The organism is Curtobacterium sp. MCLR17_042, from assembly GCF_003234695.1.
Classification (GTDB): Bacteria; Actinomycetota; Actinomycetes; order Actinomycetales; family Microbacteriaceae; genus Curtobacterium; species Curtobacterium flaccumfaciens.
Window position 1 is genome coordinate 35,933 of the sequence record NZ_QKTD01000011.1, and the last position, 15,026, is coordinate 50,958.

The window sequence follows — 15,026 nt, forward strand, 5'->3', positions numbered from 1 at the left end:
CCGTCGTGTGGTGGCGTCAGCCCTTGCTGTCGAACGTTCCCAGCTTCACGTCGGCCTGGCGGGTCTGGCCGTCGCGGACGTAGCTGATCGTCGTCGAGGCGCCGCCCGCGAAGAAGCGCACCTGCGCGGTCAGGTCGGTGGCGTCGGAGACCGACGCCGAACCGATCTTCGTGACGACGTCGCCCTTCTGCAGACCGGCCTTCGCCGCGGCACCGCCGTTGGACACCGACTTGATGAGGGCGCCGACCTGGGTGGCGCTGGCGTCCTCGGTGGCGTCGCCGACCGTTGCGCCGAGGAGCCCGTGGGTCGCCGACCCGTTGTCCTTGATCTCGTTCGCGACCCGCTTGACCAGGTTGGCCGGGATCGAGAAGCCGACGCCGATGCTGCCGGCGGCCGACTCCGACGACGACGAGCTGCCCGCCGAGGCGATGGCCACGTTGATGCCGATCAGCCGGCCCTTCGAGTCGAGCAGCGCACCGCCGGAGTTGCCCGGGTTGATCGATGCGTCGGTCTGGATGACCGGGAGCGAGACGGTGGTGTTCGCGGACGAGCTGCTGCCGTTGTCCCCGTTGCCCCAGAAGTCGAAGGGACCCGAGCCGCCGTTGCCGCCCTCGTTCGAGTCGCCGCCCTCGCTGGGGGCGCTCGAGGTGACCTGGATGCTGCGGTTCAGCGTCGAGACGATGCCGTCGGTGACGGTGTTCGACAGGCCCAGGGGCGCGCCGATCGCGACCGCGGTGTCGCCCACGTTGAGCTTGGACGAGTCCGCGAACTCCATGGGCTTGAGGTCGGTCGCATCGATCTTGATGACCGCGAGGTCGACCGTCGGGTCGGTACCGATCAGCTTGCCCGCGTAGATCTTGCCGTTCGAGGTCGTGACGGTGATCCGGCCGTTCGAGCTGTCGCCGTCGAGGGTGACCACGTGGGTGTTCGTGACGATGTAGCCGTCCTTGCTCATCACCACGCCGGAACCGGTGCCGGCCTCGTTGCTCGCGGACACGTTGATGGTGACGACGGACGGGGTTGCCTGTGCCGCGACGGCCGTGACCACGGTGGCGGAGTCGTAGTCGTTGACGGTCAGGTTGCCGCCCTGCGACGAACCGGAGGACACCACGCTGCCACCGTCGTTGCCCGAGGAGACGGCCCAACCGGCACCGCCGCCGACCAGACCACCGGCGATGACCGCGGCGATGACCGGCAGGAGCAGCTTGCTGCGGCCCGAGCGGTCCTTGGTCGTCGTGGTCGCCGCGGCGCCCGAGGCGTCGTCGCTGAAGTAGTGGCCGTTGCGCTGGTTCGCGCCGTCGACGTCACCGAAGGCGCTCGTGGCCGACTGCGGAGCCTGCGCGGACGCGTTCGCGTACTCGGAGGACGAGCTCGGAGCGGTCGAGGACGTCGGCTGGGCGTACTCGCCGTAGCGGGGGCGTTCGCCGCCCGGTTGGCCGTACTGGGACTGCTGGCCGTACGGGTTCTGGGGCTGCTGGCCGTACTGGCTCTGCTGGCCGTACGGGTTCTGGGGCTGCTGGCCGTACTGGCTCTGCTGGCCGTACGGGTTCTGGGCCTGCGGCGTCTGCTGCCCGTACTGCGACTGCTGGCCGTACGGGTTCTGGCTCTGCTGGGGCTGCTGGCCGTACGGGTTCTGGCTCTGCGGCGACTGCTGGCCGTACGGCGACGTCTGCTGGCCGTAGCCGCCCTGCTGCGCACCCGAGGAGTCGCCGGAGACGGCGGGGTACGGCGCGGTGTAGCGGTCGGTCGGGTGGTCCGTCGACGACGGGATCACATCCGTGTGGTCCGGGGTCGTCTCGTGGTTCTGGTCCTGGTTCGGGCGACGGGTCTCGTCCGGCTGGTCGGAGTCGTTCGGCATCGACGTGTTCCCTCTCGTGGCCGCTGCTGCGGCGTCCTCACTGGCGGCAGGCGGAGCCGCATCGTCCGGACGGCGGTCGTCGCCCTGCCCGGTGGGCGTGGTGTCGGTCATGCTGGACGTGCTCCTTTCAAGCTCGTGCAGTCTGTCGCAAACACCTGAGCGGTCCTTCTGGCGAGGCTGCGAGCCACCCCTGGCGATCTTATGCGTGCGCTGTACACGGTGGCCCGGTCCGCCGCGGGACGGACAGCTAGGTTGGGGTCCGTTCAGCGCGACACGTCGTCGCCCGCACGGGAGGGAACCACATGCGCCAGGCAGGACCGTGGCTGCGAGCCGCCGACGGAGCGATGCTGCTCGGACCGGACGGGGTCCCCGCACCGACGGTGTTCGCCGAGATGAGCGCCCTCGCCGCCAGCACCGGCGCGGTCAACCTGGGGCAGGGGTTCCCCGACGAGGACGGACCGGCCGAGGTGCTCGAGGCCGCGGTGCAGGCGATCCGCGACGGCGTGAACCAGTACCCGCCGGGCCGGGGCACCCCCGATCTGCGGGCGGCGATCGCCGAGCACCAGCAGCGGTGGTACGGGCTCGAGGTGGACCCCGACCGCGAGGTCCTCGTCACCGCCGGCGCCACCGAGGCGCTGGCCGCGACGATCCTCGCGCTGGTCGAACCCGGTGACGAGGTGATCACCTTCGAGCCGTTCTACGACGCCTACGGAGCGCTCATCCGGCTGGCCGGCGGCGTGCACGTCACGGTCCCGCTCACCGCGCCCGACTTCCTGCCCGACGAGCGCACGCTCCGCACGGCTTTCACCGACCGCACCCGCGCCGTGCTCGTGAACACCCCGCACAACCCGACCGGCCGGGTCCTGCCCACCGAGGTGCTGCAGACGATCGTCGACCTGGCCACCGAGCGCGACGCGGTGATCATCACGGACGAGGTCTACGAGCACCTGACGTTCGACGTCCCGCACACGCCCATCGCGACCCTGCCCGGCGCCGCCGAGCGGACGGTGTCGGTGTCGAGCGCGGGCAAGACCTTCAACACGACTGGGTGGAAGGTCGGCTGGCTCACCGCTCCCCCGGCACTCGTCGACGCGATCACGACGGTCAAGCAGTACCTGACCTTCGTGAACGGCGCGCCCTTCCAACCGGCCGTCGCCGTGGGAATCCGCCTGCCCGACGCGGTGTTCACCGGCATCGCCGCCGACCTGCGCGCGAAGCACGAACTGCTCGCCGACGGGCTGACGGCGGCGGGCTTCGACGTGATGCGGCCCGACGGCGGGTACTTCGTGCTCGCCGACGCCGCGCCGCTCGGGTACCACGACGCCCGTGCCTTCTGCCTCGAACTGCCCGCGTTGGCCGGAGTCGCGGGCGTGCCGGTCTCGGCGTTCGTCCGCCCGGACCGGGTCTCCGGCTACCGGTCCCTGGTGCGCTTCGCGTTCTGCAAGCGCCGGAGTGTCCTGGAGGACGCCGCCGCACGCCTGGCGACCCTCGGAGCGCGCCCCGGCGCCTGAGACGCGACCGCGTCGGGGACGCGACCGACGCGTCAGGGCTGCCCCGGGCCTCCAGGCAGGGTGCGCAGTGCGACGTCGTAGCGCCGCAGCGACAGCGACGGGTTCACCCGTCGGACGGCGTCGGTGACGGTGGTGTCGATCGTGGCGGTGAGCGCGGTCGGCGAAGCGCCGGCCGAGGCGACCGCAACGCCCGACGGGTCGAGGACGACCGAGCCGCCGATCCCGATCGGCGGCGTCTGCCCGACCCCGACGACCCAGACGGTGTTCTCGATCGCCCGTGCGGTGAGGAGCGTGCGCCAGTGGTGCTCCTTGCCGGGGCCGCGCACCCACTCGGCGGGGAGGACGACGACGTCGGCCGCTCCGGTCTCGGGAGCGGCGAGCCGTCGCGTGACCTCGGGGAAGCGCAGGTCGTAACAGGTCTCGAGCCCGACACGGACCCCGCCGAGGTCGAAGACCGGCAGCTGCTCCGGGTCGCCGGACTCGATGCGGTCCGACTCCCGCGAGCCGAAGGCGTCGTAGAGGTGGACCTTCCGGTACGTCGCCGCCAGGTCGCCCGACGGGAGCACCGCGACCAGGGTGTTCCGGAAACGCTCCGGCGTGTCTGCCGACTCGGCGACCCCGACGACCAGGGCGATGCCGGTCTCGCGGGCGATGTCGCGGAGGCCGGAGACGAACGGACCGTCCAGGGGCTGCGCGGCCGCGACGAACCGATCGTCGATGTCGGCGGTGAAGTAGGAGGTGTACTCCGGCGTGACGAGGAGGTCCGCGCCACGGGCCGCCGCGTCGACGGCGGCGGTGCGCACGGTGTCGAGGTTGGCGACGGGGTCGTCCACGGGGGCGAACTGCGCCGCCGCGATCGTGAGGGTGGCCATGGGGCGAGCGTACCCGGGGGTCTGCGGCGGGCGGGCCTGCGGCTGGGCGTCCTGCGCCGGGCGTCTGGCGGCCGGGCATCTCGGCGGGTCGTCTCGCGGCGCGTCGTCTCGGCAGGGACACCAAGAAGGCCCCGGTCCTGTTGGACCGGGGCCTTCATGTGACGCTTGGTTGCGGGGGCAGGATTTGAACCTACGACCTCTGGGTTATGAGCCCAGCGAGCTACCGAACTGCTCCACCCCGCGGCACGTTTAGAAGCCTACACGGGGCCGTGGCGGGACACAAATCGAGTGCCCCGCCACGGTGTGTCAGTTGCCGTTCTCGGCTGCCGTGGCGGCCTCGATCGCGTCCTGGAGGCGCTGGTCGGCTTCCGCCGCGGCGACCAGGTCGTTGTCGGCGTAGGCCTCCTGGCGGTCCTGCAGGGCTGCCTTGGCGTCAGCCAGGGCCTCCTGCAGGGCGTCGTTGTCGGTCGAGCCGGAACCCGTGGAGCCGGTCGAGCCGGAGCCTGAGGAACCCGTGTCGGAACCGGACCCCGTGTCGGAGCCGGATCCGCTGTCGGAACCGGAACCGGAACCGCTGTCGCTGCCGCTGCCGCTGCCGCTTGCGCCGGAGTCGCCGGCCGCCGCACCGGAGTCGCCGCCGAACAGCGAGTTCAGCGCCTCGTCGAGGGTGTCCTCGAACGCGATCTTGTCGCCGAAGGCCACGAGGACCTTCTGCAGCAACGGGTACGAACCACTCGAGGTCGACTGCACGTAGACGGGCTGCACGTAGAGGAACCCACCGCCGACCGGGAGCGTGAGCAGGTTGCCCTGCTTCACGGTCGAGTTGCCCCGCTTCAGGATGTTCAGCTCCTGCGACACGGTCGAGTCACCGTTGAAGAGGCTCTGCACCTGCCCGGGGCCCGGGATGTTGTCGGTCTTCGGCATCGTCAACAGCGTGAGCTTGCCGTAGCCCGACGCCTTCTCGCCCTTGCCGGCACCACCCGCGTCGGAGTTCACCGCCAGGTAGCCGGTCAGCACGTTGCGGTTGTTCGCCCCGGCCGACTGCTGCGGGATGTAGGTCGTGTACAGCGAGTACGCCGTCCCCTGCCCCGGCACCTTCATCGTCAGGTAGTACGGGTCTTGCAGGTTCGCCCTGTTGGCGGTCGTCGTCGTCTGCGCGCCGAGCGCGTTCGTCGACGTCGCCGCGGTGTCGGCGTCACTGTCCGACGTCGCCGTGCTGGTCGGTTCCTGCGGGGTGTTCCACGCGTCGTCGCCCGAGTAGAACGAGTTGGCGTTGGTCACGTGGTACGTACCGAGGATCGAGCGCTGCACCTTGAACAGGTCCGTCGGGTACCGCACGTGGTCGAGGAGCTCGGCGCTCATGCTCGACACCGGCTTCATCGACGTCGGGAAGATCTTCTGCCACGTCTTCAGGACCGGGTCCTTCGTGTCCCACGTGTACAGCGTCACCTTGCCCGTGTAGGCGTCGACGGTGGCCTTCACCGAGTTCCGGATGTAGTTCACCTGGTCGGTGCGGTACGTCGAGGACTCGGCGCCGGCGATGCTGTCCGACAGGCTCTGGCTCTGCGAGTACGGGTACGCGTCGCTCGTGGTGTATCCGTCCACCACCCACTGGATGCGGTGGTCGACGATCGCCGGGTAGGCGTCGCTGTCGACGGTCAGGTACGGCGCCGCCTTCTGCACGCGGGTGATCGGGTCGCGGTCGTAGAGGATCTGCGAGTCCTTGTTCACCGCGTTCGAGAGCAGGATCTGCTCCGACTGGAACTTCGCGGCGTAGACGAGCCGGTTGAAGAAGTTCCCGAGGCTCGGACCGCCGTCGCCGGCGTAGGTGGTGGTCGCGTTGCCGCCGTTGTCGTCGTCCGAACCGGACGGGTAGTCGAGCTCCACGTCCTTCGTGCCCTTCGGCGCACCCACGATCGAGTAGGGCGGCGAGGTCTCACCGAAGTACACGCGCTGCTGGAAGTCGCCCAGTGCACCGTTCGACGGGATGCCGGACTCGAGGAACACCGGCTTGCCGTCGCTCGCGCGCTGGTTGCCGTAGGCCGCGGTGACGCCGTAGCCGTGGGTGTAGACGAACGCCCGGTTGTACTGCGTGTTCGCGGCCGAGCTGAGCCCGGCGAGGTCGATGTCGCGGACCGCGATGACGGTGTCCTCGGTCTCGCCCTTGACGTCGTAGCGGTCGACGTCGAGCTCCTTCGGGAACTGGTAGTACTGCCGGTACTGCTGCAGCTGGCTGAACGTGTCGGAGACGATCTTCGGGTCGATGAGACGGATGTTCGCCGTGGTCTGCGCGTCCTTCGCGAGCGCACCCGAGCTCGTCTCGGTCGTGGCGTCGTAGTTCTGTTCCTCGACGCCGGCGACACCGTAGGCGTCACGCGTGGCCTTGATGTTCCGCTCGATGTAGGCGGACTCGAAGGTGCGCTCCGAGGGCTTCACCTGCAGACGCTGGACGACCCACGGGTAGATGCCGCCGACGACGATCGCGGCGACGAGCAGCAGGCCCGTGCCGACGATCGAGATGCGCCAGCGGCCGATGACCGCCGTGACGATGAAGAGCAGCGCGACGATCGCCGCGATGCCCGCCATGATCTCGCGGCCGGGGATGACCGCGTTGACGTCGGTGTACTGGGCACCGGTGATGAGCGAGTTCGACTTCGTCAGCGCCGCGTACTGGTCGAGCCAGAGGCTGACGGCCTGCAGCGCGATGTAGAGCGCCGCAGTGACCGCGAGCTGGATGCGTGCGGCACGGGAGATCCGGACCTCACGACCACCGAAGCGGAGCGCACCGTAGAGGTAGCTCGCAGCGAGCGCGGCGAGGCCGGCGATGAGGACGACGGCCGACGAGTAGGCCACGATCGAGCGCCAGAACGGCAGCTCGAACACGTAGAACCCGATGTCCAGTCCGAACTGCGGGTCGGTCTTGCCGAACGGCGTGCGGTTGAAGTACTCGAGGACCATGCTCCAGCGGCCCGCGGTCGAGAGCCCGGCGAAGATGCCGAGCACCACGGGGATGCCGATCATCACGGCGCGCCGCAGCGGCTCGATGACCTGCTGGTAGCGGTCGAGCTGCGAGTTGAGCTTCGCGTAGACCGGCCGGAACCGGAACGCGAGCGCGATGCTCACGAAGACCGGGACCGCCATGCCGAGGAAGCCCGCCAGGAACATCAGGGTCCCGGCGATCCACCGGGTGGTGAGGACCTGCTGGAACCCGAGCTGCGCGAACCACGCGTAGTCGGTGTACAGGCTGGCGAAGATGAAGAAGGCGATCACCAGTGCGGCCAGCACGATGATCGTGACCACGATGGGGACCCGCGGCGAACGCCGCCCCGAGGTGGACGAGGTTGTCGTCACTTGATGTGCTCCAGACGTGTCGGACCGGCGGGCCCGGCTCGCGGCGGGCCGTCAGTGACACTGATCCTATGGGACCGGACCGAGCGTGAACCTGTACGGGGGCTCAGGACCGGGTCAGGACCCGCAGCGGGCGAGCTTCGCGGTGCTCCCGCCGTCGGCGATCGTCTGCAGGTCGGTGACGGCCTGGTCGAGCGTGGAGACGCTGTAGACGTCGAGCCCGTCCGGCACGTGCCCGACGACCTCGTCGCAGTTGTCCGCGGGGGCGAGGAACACCGTGGCGCCCGCGTCCGCGGCACCGTAGAGCTTCTGCCGGATCCCGCCGATGGGGCCGACCTCGCCGGCCGCCGTGATCGTGCCGGTGCCCGCGACGTGCTTGCCGCCGTTCAGCTTGCCCGGCGTGATCTCGTCGATGATCCCGAGCGCGAACATCATGCCGGCGGACGGACCGCCGACGTCCTGCAGGCGGATCGACACCTTGAAGGGGAACTCGTAGCGCTCGGTGACGCCGACCCCGAGCAGCGCCGTGCCCTGCTCGCTGCGCGGCGTCACCCGGACGTCCTTCGTCGCGCCGTCCCGTTCGACGGTGACGGTCGCGGGGCTCGAGGTGCCGTGCTGCGCGACGGCTTCGCGCAGGCTCACTGCGTCGGCGTTGGTCGTGAGCGACTTGCCGTCGAACGCCGTGATGACGTCGCCCTTCTCGATCGTGCCGTCGGCCGCTGAGCCCTCCTGCACGGCGCTGACCTCGAGTTCCGTGGGCAGGTCGTTCCCCTGCTGGATGAGCGCGGCGGCGACGGCTGACTGCTGCGACGCCTGCATGTCGGCGGAGTCCTGCTCGTTCACCTGCTCGGTCGTGGTGCCGCTCGGGTAGATCGCCTCGACCGGGATCACCGCCTGCGACCTGGTGAAGATCGCGCGGATCACGCTGGTCCACGACGGGCGATTCGTGGCGTCGCCCTGGATGCCGACGGTGAGCATGTCGAGGGCGCCGGCCGTCGGGTACGTCTCGTGGCCGGACACCTGGATGAGCTTGACGTCCTTCGCGTCCTTGCCCGTCCCCTGCTCCTGGGTGCCGATCGTGTTGTAGACCGGCCCGGGGACCTCGATGAGGTACGGGCTGGGCAGCAGGCTCGCCAGCAGTCCCAGCACGACCGCGCCGATCAGGAACGCCCACCCGACGGTCCGGGCACGCGAGCGACGACGGGGCGCGGGGGCGAAGAGGGTCACGCGGGGTCCTTCCGAGGTGGGCACCCGCGCCTGGAGGCAGGGTGGTCGCCCGCGTCTCGCGACGGGGCTGTTCGCCCTGGGCGCAGCGCTTCGGGCGTTCCCACGGGGGCATCCCAGGTGCGGCCCCGTGAGCAGCGATTAGCGTAGTCGGCATGCCTGATGAACCACAGCCGGGGCCGGACGACGACTTCCAGGAGATGCTGCGCAAGCTGCTCTCGGGCGAGGGGCAGATCGACCCGTCGCAGCTCGCCGGTGCCGCCGGTCTGCCGAACGACCCGGCATCCGTGGCGAACCTGATGAGCCAGCTCCAGCGTGCCGCGCAGTCCGGCGGTGACGGCATCGACTTCTCGGCCACCGCGGAACGCGCCAGCGCGATCGCTCGGGACGGCGGCCACCCCGTCGACCCGGCCACCTCGCAGGCGGCCGACCAGGCGTTCCAGGTCGCCGCGCTGTGGCTCGACGAGGTCACGACCGTCGCCGAGCTGACCGCGACCCCGAGTCTCTACACGCGTGAGCAGTGGGCCAAGGCGACCGTCCCGGTGTGGACGCAGATCGCCGAGCCGGTGGCCTTCAGCATCGCCGATGCCCTGACCGAGGCGATCGACCAGCGTGCTCCCGAGCAGCTCAAGGCGATGCTCGGTGACGTCTCGAAGGCGATGCGCGGCATCGGCGGGGCACTGTTCGCGATCCAGCTCGGCCAGGTCGTCGGGCAGCTGTCGAAGGAGGTCGTCTCCGGCGGTGACGTCGGCGTGCCGCTCCTCGACGAGCAGGTCGCAGCGCTCCTGCCCCAGAACGTCGCCGAGTTCGCCGAGGGCCTCGACGTCTCCGAGGACGAGGTCCGCATCTACCTCGCGGTCCGCGAACTCGCCCACGCCCGGCTCTTCCGGTCGGCACGGTGGCTCCGCCTGCACATCATCTCGTCCATCACGGACTACGCGCGGGGCATCCACATCCCCTTCGACCGCGTCGAGGAACTCGCGGCCGACATCGACCCGACCAACCAGGAGCAGCTGCGCGACGCACTCGCCTCGGGTGCCCTCATCCCGCCGCGGACCGCCGAGCAGGACGCCGCGCTCGCCCGACTCGAGACGATGCTCGCCCTGGTCGAGGGCTGGGTGGACACGGTCACCGCCGCGGCCACGGTCCGTCTCCCCAAGGCCGGAGCGATCGCCGAGATGGTGCGCCGTCGCCGTGCGGCCGGCGGCCCGGCCGAGTCGGCGTTCGCGACACTCGTCGGCCTCGAGCTGCGTCCGCGTCGTCTGCGTGAAGCCGCCGCGATGTGGCAGCGGGTGACCGACGAGCTCGGCGCCGAACAGCGTGACGCCCTCTGGTCGCACTTCGACCTGGTGCCGACCTCGGACGACGTCGACGCCCCCGATGCCCTCGTCGCACGGCTGCGGAACCCCTCCCAGACCGACGAGGACGACGCGTTCGACAAGGCCCTCGAGGACCTGCTGAACGACTCGACCGGTGCGCGTCCGCACGAGGACGAGTCCGGCCGCGTGGCCGACGACACCGAGGGCGGAGCGGGCGACGAGCCCGGGAACGACACGGGCGACCAGCCCCGCTGAGTTCTCCACAGATCCCTCTTGTGACCCCACGCGTGCCGCACACTCCGGCAGCGTGGGGTCATGGGCATCCGCATCGATCCGACGCTCGAGTTCGTCTGGCGTGACCCCGCCACGGTCCAGCTCGGGGTCGATCCTCCACGCGCCGTCGTCGCGGTGCCCACCACGGGGGAAGAACGGTTCCTCAACGGTCTGCGACGCGAGACCGGGCACGACGTGCTGGCAGGCCTGGCGGCCGCGTCGGGGTGCTCGCCGGAACGTGCTGCCGGTGTGCTCGGGGCCGCGTCGCCCGCGGTGGTCGAGGTCCTGCCCGAGCCGCTCGAACGCATCGAGGTGCACGGCGCCGGTGTCCTCGCCGACGCCGTGGCGACGTTCCTGTCCGGCGAGGGCGTGACGGTCAGCCGCACCACCGCGCCCGCCGGGGGGCCGATCGTGCTGCCCGAGCCCGAACCACGCCTGGCCGTGGTGGTGGCCGACCACGTCGTCGACCCGGCGCTCCGAGCCGCGTGGACCCGCCGGGGTGTGCCGCACCTGGCGGTCGTCGTCGGCGACGGACGCGTCCGTCTCGGGCCGTTCGTCGTGCCGGGAGCCGGGCCGTGCCTCCAGTGTGCTGAGTACGCACGCGTCGACGACGACCCGGCCTGGCCAGCCATCGCGGCCCAGGTGTGGGGGCGGCACCCGACACCGCTGTCACCGTGGCGGTCGGCGGCGGTGGCCGCCGCCACGACGCGGATGCTGCTGGAACGGCTCCCGCTCCGGACGCAACGAGCCGACCCCGACCAGCTCGTCTTCGAGCGCGACGACCTGTCGGTCAGCCGTTCGCCGGTCCGGCCCCATCCGCGGTGCGCGTGCCGAGCACTGCCAGGAACCGACTCGGAGCCCGGGCTCCCCCACGAGTGGAGCCCTGTTGCGACCACGTGATCGTGACGGAACGGCGGGCGCGCGTCAGCCCGACGTAGAACAGGCGTCGTTCCTCGTCCACCTCGGTGTCGGTCGACGCGTGCGAGATCGGCAGGAGCCCCTCGGCGGCGCCGGCGATGACCACGTGCGGCCACTCCAGGCCCTTCGACGAGTGCAGCGTCGCGAGCGTGACGGCGTCGACCTCGGGCTCGTGGTGCGTCGCCGCACGGTCCACCAGGTCCTGGGTGAACTGCTGCATCGTCGTGCCGGCGGGGGCGTCCTCGGCCAGGCCCATGATCGCCTGCAGCGCTTCCCACTGCTCGCGGACTGCGCCGGTGCCCTCCGGCGGCGTCTCCGTCCAGCCGCTGACCTGCAGCACCAGCCGGACCCGTCGGGTCAGCTCGTCGTCGGTCTGCCGGATCGCCTCGCCGCGCATGTGGTGGACGGCGAGCTTGACCTCCGGGCGGTTGAAGAACCGGGTCCCGCCCTGCACGCGGTACGGGATGCCGTTCCGGCCGAGCGCGGACTCGAGCGCAGCGGACTGCGCTCCGACGCGGAAGAGCACGGCGCAGTCCCCGTAGGACGCTCCGGCTCCGACGAGCTCGGCGATGCGCCGGGCGATGGTCTGTGCCTCGTCACCGTCGTGGACGCAGGCCAGCACGACCGGTTCCGGGCCCGGTTCCTGGCTCTGGGCCACCAGGTCGAGTGCCCCGGGCTGGCCGCGCATCAGCGTGTTGGCCGCGGACACGACCTCGCGGGTGGAGCGGTAGTTCCGCTCGAGACGCAGGACCGACCCGCGCGGGAACTCCGAGCCGAACCCGAGCAGGTAGTCGCTCGAGGCGCCGGCGAACGAGTAGATGGTCTGACTGGCGTCGCCGACGACGCACAGGTCGTCCCGGCCACCCAGCCAGGCCCGCAGCAGGTCGTGCTGCACCGGCGAGACGTCCTGGTACTCGTCGACGACGAAGAACCGGTACTGCTGCCGCACGTACGACGCCACGCGGGGTTCGGACTCGACCATGCCGAGGGTCGCCAGCAGGACGTCCTCGAAGTCCAGCTGCCGCCGGTCGTCCTTCAGCCGCTCGTACGCCTTCATCAGGTCGATGACCCGACGCGGCGTGGTGTCGCGCGGCATCACCCGGTCGGCGGCGGCGGCCTCGTACTCGTCGAGCGAGAGCATCTGCACCTTGCGCCACTCGACCTCGGCGGCCAGGTCGCGGAGCACCGGGGTGTCGACGTGCATGCCGACCGTGTCCGCGGCGTGGGCGATCATCCGCCCCTTGGACTCGACGATCTTGGGGGCGTGCCCGCCGACGGTGTCCGGCCAGAAGTAGCTGAGCTGCGCCATCGCGGCGGCGTGGAAGGTGCGCGCCTGGACCGTCCCGGCCCCGAGCGCGCGCAGGCGCGACCGCAGTTCGCCGGCGGCACGGGTCGTGAAGGTCAGCGCCAGGACGTGGTTCGGCGCGTAGGTCCCGGTGGCGACCCCGTACGCGATCCGGTGCGTGATCGCGCGGGTCTTGCCCGTCCCGGCGCCGGCGAGCACCGCGACCGGACCGAGCAGGGTGCGGGCGACCGTCCGCTGCTCGGCGTCGAGCGCGGCGAGCAGTTCGTCGGGCGACGGCGGCCGGGGTTCGACTGCCCCGGAACCCGTTGCACTGCGCGGACCGGTGACGCTCACGGCAGGTCCAGCGGCCCGCCGTACCACTCCTCGATGATGGCGCGGGCGATCGAGGTGCGTCCCGGCAGCAGCAGGGTGTCGCCGGCGCGCTCGCGGATCTCGTCGCGCGAGAACCACCGGACGTCCAGGATCTCCACGCCGTCGGGGCGGGCGGTCGTCGGGTCACCGCCGGCTGCGCGGGCACGGAAGCCCACCATCAGCGACGCCGGGAACGGCCACGGCTGCGAGCCGAGGTACTCGGGCTCCTCGACACGGACGCCGGACTCTTCCCAGACCTCGCGGCGGACGGCGTCCTCGAGCGACTCCCCCGGCTCGACGAACCCGGCCAGCAGCGAGTACCGGTCGGCGTCCCACGCGGCGTTGGAACCGAGCAGGATCCGGTCGTCGGCGTCGACGACCCCCACGATGATCGCCGCGTCCGTGCGCGGGAAGAGGTCGTGCCCCTCGGGATCGCGGCGGACCCATCCGCCACTCACGACGGCGGTGGGTGAGCCGGTGCGCGGCGAGAAGCCGTGCACGGCGTGCCAGTTGGCCATCGCCACGGCTTCGACAGCCAGGCCCTGGTCGCGCGGCGAGAGCTCGGTGCCGAACATCCGGAGGCTCTGCCAGGCGTCGTCGTCGGGTTCGATGGCGGTGGCCGTCGCGCTGTCGATCAGGGCGGCGACGAAGCGGGTACCCGCCGGGGCATCGGCGGCGTCCGACACCGCACGGCCGAGGTACAGGGTCACGGTGTCGGCCGGGATCTCCGCCGCGGTCACGAAGCGCAGGGTGCCGTCGGCGTTCCGGAGCATCTCCGCACCACGCACCGGCAGGTACCGGGTGTGCTCGTCCTCGCGCAGGACGCGCTCGACGTCGTCGGTCGTGCGGAACTCGGCGTCGCGGTCGAGTTCGTTGCGGGAGAGCGGGAGCCGGGCGGCGAACTCGACGGTCACGGCGGGAGAGCTCCTCGGATCGGGTGCGGACGTGCAGGAGACGTGCGGTGGGCGTGCGGGCCGCCGAACAGCGTGGCGTGCAGCCGTGCACGCGTCACGCGCCTACCCTGAGGGGCATGGCGGGATCCCAGTTCACTCTAGCCGCGTTGGCGACGACGGCCGTTCCAGGTCTCCTCGTCACGGGCACGCGCACGCTCGGCTCGGCCGCGGCCGGCGACTACGAGTCGGCGCTCCTCCGCGACGCCGACGGCACCGAGATCGTCATCCGCCGCCCCCGGAACCAGCGTGCCGAGGCGCGGCAGTCGGCCGACCTCGTCGCCATCCGCGCGCTGAGCGCCGGCATCCGCACACGCCTGCCGTTCGGCGTCGCCGAGTACCGCGGCCAGGCACCGATCGGGTCGACGCGCGCCATCGTCACGACGCGGCTGGCCGGGGCTCACCCGACCCTCGCGTCGCTCGTCGAGCGCCCCGACCTCGCCACCAGCGTCGGCCGTGCCCTCGCCGCGATCCACCAGCTGCCGACGAGCTTCGTCTCCGACGCCGGCCTGCCGTCGCTCACGCCGTTCGAGGTGCTCCGGTCCGCCGTCTCGGTGATGGACCGCGCCGTGGCGACCAAGCTCGTCCCTGCCGCGCTCGTCGAACGCTGGGAGGGTGCCGCCCGCGACCAGCAGCTCTGGCAGTTCACGCCGACCGTCGTGCACGGTTCGCTCGGCACCGGCGCCCTGCTCGTCGACGGCGACGCGGTGACCGGGGTCCTCGACTGGGGCGAGCTGCGGCTCGGCGACCCGGCGAAGGACCTCGCCTGGGTGCTCGCCGGCCGCCGCGACGCCTTCGACACCGTCCTCAGCGCCTACGAGGCGAACGGCGGCGGACGCGACCGCCAGCTCGCACAGCGTGCACGCGTGCACCACGAACTCGAGACGGCGCACTGGCTGCTGCACGGCGTCCAGGCGAAGAGCACCGAGGTCGTCGACGACGCCGTCGCGATGATGCACCGCCTGGTCGACGCGGTGCACGCCCCGAGTGCGGAACCACTGCAGTCCGTGTCACCCGAGACGATGGAGATCGGCGAGGTGGAGCAGCTGTTGTCCTCCACCGAACGCCGCCACGGCTGACGCTTCGTGAGCAGGAA

The 15,026-nt window shown here is 71.2% G+C and carries 10 protein-coding genes and 1 tRNA gene; 4 read left to right on the plus strand and 7 right to left on the minus strand.

The features are described from left to right. Nucleotides 1-16: 16 nt before the first annotated feature. On the minus strand, nt 17-1,969 hold the full coding sequence (locus tag DEJ02_RS11895) for a S1C family serine protease (RefSeq protein ID WP_258378726.1): 1,953 nt from the start codon (nt 1,967-1,969) through the stop codon (nt 17-19). A 191-nt stretch (nt 1,970-2,160) separates the two neighbouring features. Here DEJ02_RS11895 and DEJ02_RS11900 point away from each other — a divergent pair, with 191 nt between their 5' ends. Beyond that, nucleotides 2,161-3,369, plus strand: coding sequence for an aminotransferase class I/II-fold pyridoxal phosphate-dependent enzyme (locus DEJ02_RS11900; RefSeq protein WP_111033220.1), 1,209 nt, complete (start codon nt 2,161-2,163; stop codon nt 3,367-3,369). Nucleotides 3,370-3,401: 32 nt separating this feature from the next. On the opposite strand, the gene DEJ02_RS11905 is transcribed toward DEJ02_RS11900, so the two are convergent. From DEJ02_RS11905 to DEJ02_RS11920, 4 genes are all read right to left on the minus strand, one after another. Beyond that, nucleotides 3,402-4,241 (minus strand): carbon-nitrogen hydrolase family protein, encoded by an 840-nt coding sequence (locus DEJ02_RS11905; protein WP_111033221.1) that lies wholly within the window; start codon nt 4,239-4,241, stop codon nt 3,402-3,404. 166 nt (nt 4,242-4,407) lie between these two features. Beyond that, nucleotides 4,408-4,484: transfer RNA gene (locus DEJ02_RS11910), tRNA-Met, on the minus strand. A 63-nt stretch (nt 4,485-4,547) separates the two neighbouring features. After that, the gene (locus DEJ02_RS11915) at nt 4,548-7,541 is read right to left on the minus strand and encodes a UPF0182 family protein (protein WP_181440341.1); all 2,994 of its coding nucleotides are present in this window, start codon (nt 7,539-7,541) and stop codon (nt 4,548-4,550) included. 165 nt (nt 7,542-7,706) lie between these two features. Continuing rightward, a complete protein-coding gene (locus DEJ02_RS11920; protein ID WP_111029540.1) occupies nt 7,707-8,816 on the minus strand; it encodes a PDZ domain-containing protein in 1,110 nt (369 codons plus the stop codon). A 152-nt stretch (nt 8,817-8,968) separates the two neighbouring features. Between DEJ02_RS11920 and DEJ02_RS11925 the strand changes: the two genes are divergently transcribed. After that, entirely contained in the window at nt 8,969-10,387 is a 1,419-nt protein-coding gene (locus DEJ02_RS11925) for a zinc-dependent metalloprotease (protein ID WP_084741096.1), read from the plus strand. Nucleotides 10,388-10,447: 60 nt separating this feature from the next. Continuing rightward, nucleotides 10,448-11,305 carry a TOMM precursor leader peptide-binding protein gene (locus DEJ02_RS11930; protein WP_111033222.1) on the plus strand — a complete coding sequence of 286 codons (858 nt, stop codon included), beginning with the start codon at nt 10,448-10,450 and terminating at the stop codon, nt 11,303-11,305. Here the strand turns inward: DEJ02_RS11930 and DEJ02_RS11935 are convergent. Together DEJ02_RS11935 and nudC are read right to left on the minus strand one after the other, a co-directional pair. Next, entirely contained in the window at nt 11,196-12,962 is a 1,767-nt protein-coding gene (locus DEJ02_RS11935; protein WP_181440342.1) for an ATP-dependent helicase, read from the minus strand. The two genes, DEJ02_RS11930 and DEJ02_RS11935, sit on opposite strands and share 110 nt — an antisense overlap. Further along, the gene (nudC, locus tag DEJ02_RS11940; RefSeq protein WP_111033223.1) at nt 12,959-13,894 is read right to left on the minus strand and encodes an NAD(+) diphosphatase; all 936 of its coding nucleotides are present in this window, start codon (nt 13,892-13,894) and stop codon (nt 12,959-12,961) included. The genes DEJ02_RS11935 and nudC overlap by 4 nt, the downstream gene beginning before the upstream one ends. A gap of 116 nt (nt 13,895-14,010) precedes the next feature. Here nudC and DEJ02_RS11945 point away from each other — a divergent pair, with 116 nt between their 5' ends. After that, nucleotides 14,011-15,009 (plus strand): phosphotransferase, encoded by a 999-nt coding sequence (locus DEJ02_RS11945; protein WP_111029543.1) that lies wholly within the window; start codon nt 14,011-14,013, stop codon nt 15,007-15,009. The last annotated feature ends 17 nt before the right edge of the window (nt 15,010-15,026 follow it).

Coding starts and splice junctions, on each gene's coding strand:
- DEJ02_RS11895 (WP_258378726.1), bottom strand. CDS start 1,969: ATGACCGACACCACGCCCACCGGGCAGGGCGACGACCGCCGTCCGGAC.
- DEJ02_RS11900 (WP_111033220.1), top strand. CDS start 2,161: ATGCGCCAGGCAGGACCGTGGCTGCGAGCCGCCGACGGAGCGATGCTG.
- DEJ02_RS11905 (WP_111033221.1), bottom strand. CDS start 4,241: ATGGCCACCCTCACGATCGCGGCGGCGCAGTTCGCCCCCGTGGACGAC.
- DEJ02_RS11925 (WP_084741096.1), top strand. CDS start 8,969: ATGCCTGATGAACCACAGCCGGGGCCGGACGACGACTTCCAGGAGATG.
- DEJ02_RS11930 (WP_111033222.1), top strand. CDS start 10,448: ATGGGCATCCGCATCGATCCGACGCTCGAGTTCGTCTGGCGTGACCCC.
- DEJ02_RS11945 (WP_111029543.1), top strand. CDS start 14,011: ATGGCGGGATCCCAGTTCACTCTAGCCGCGTTGGCGACGACGGCCGTT.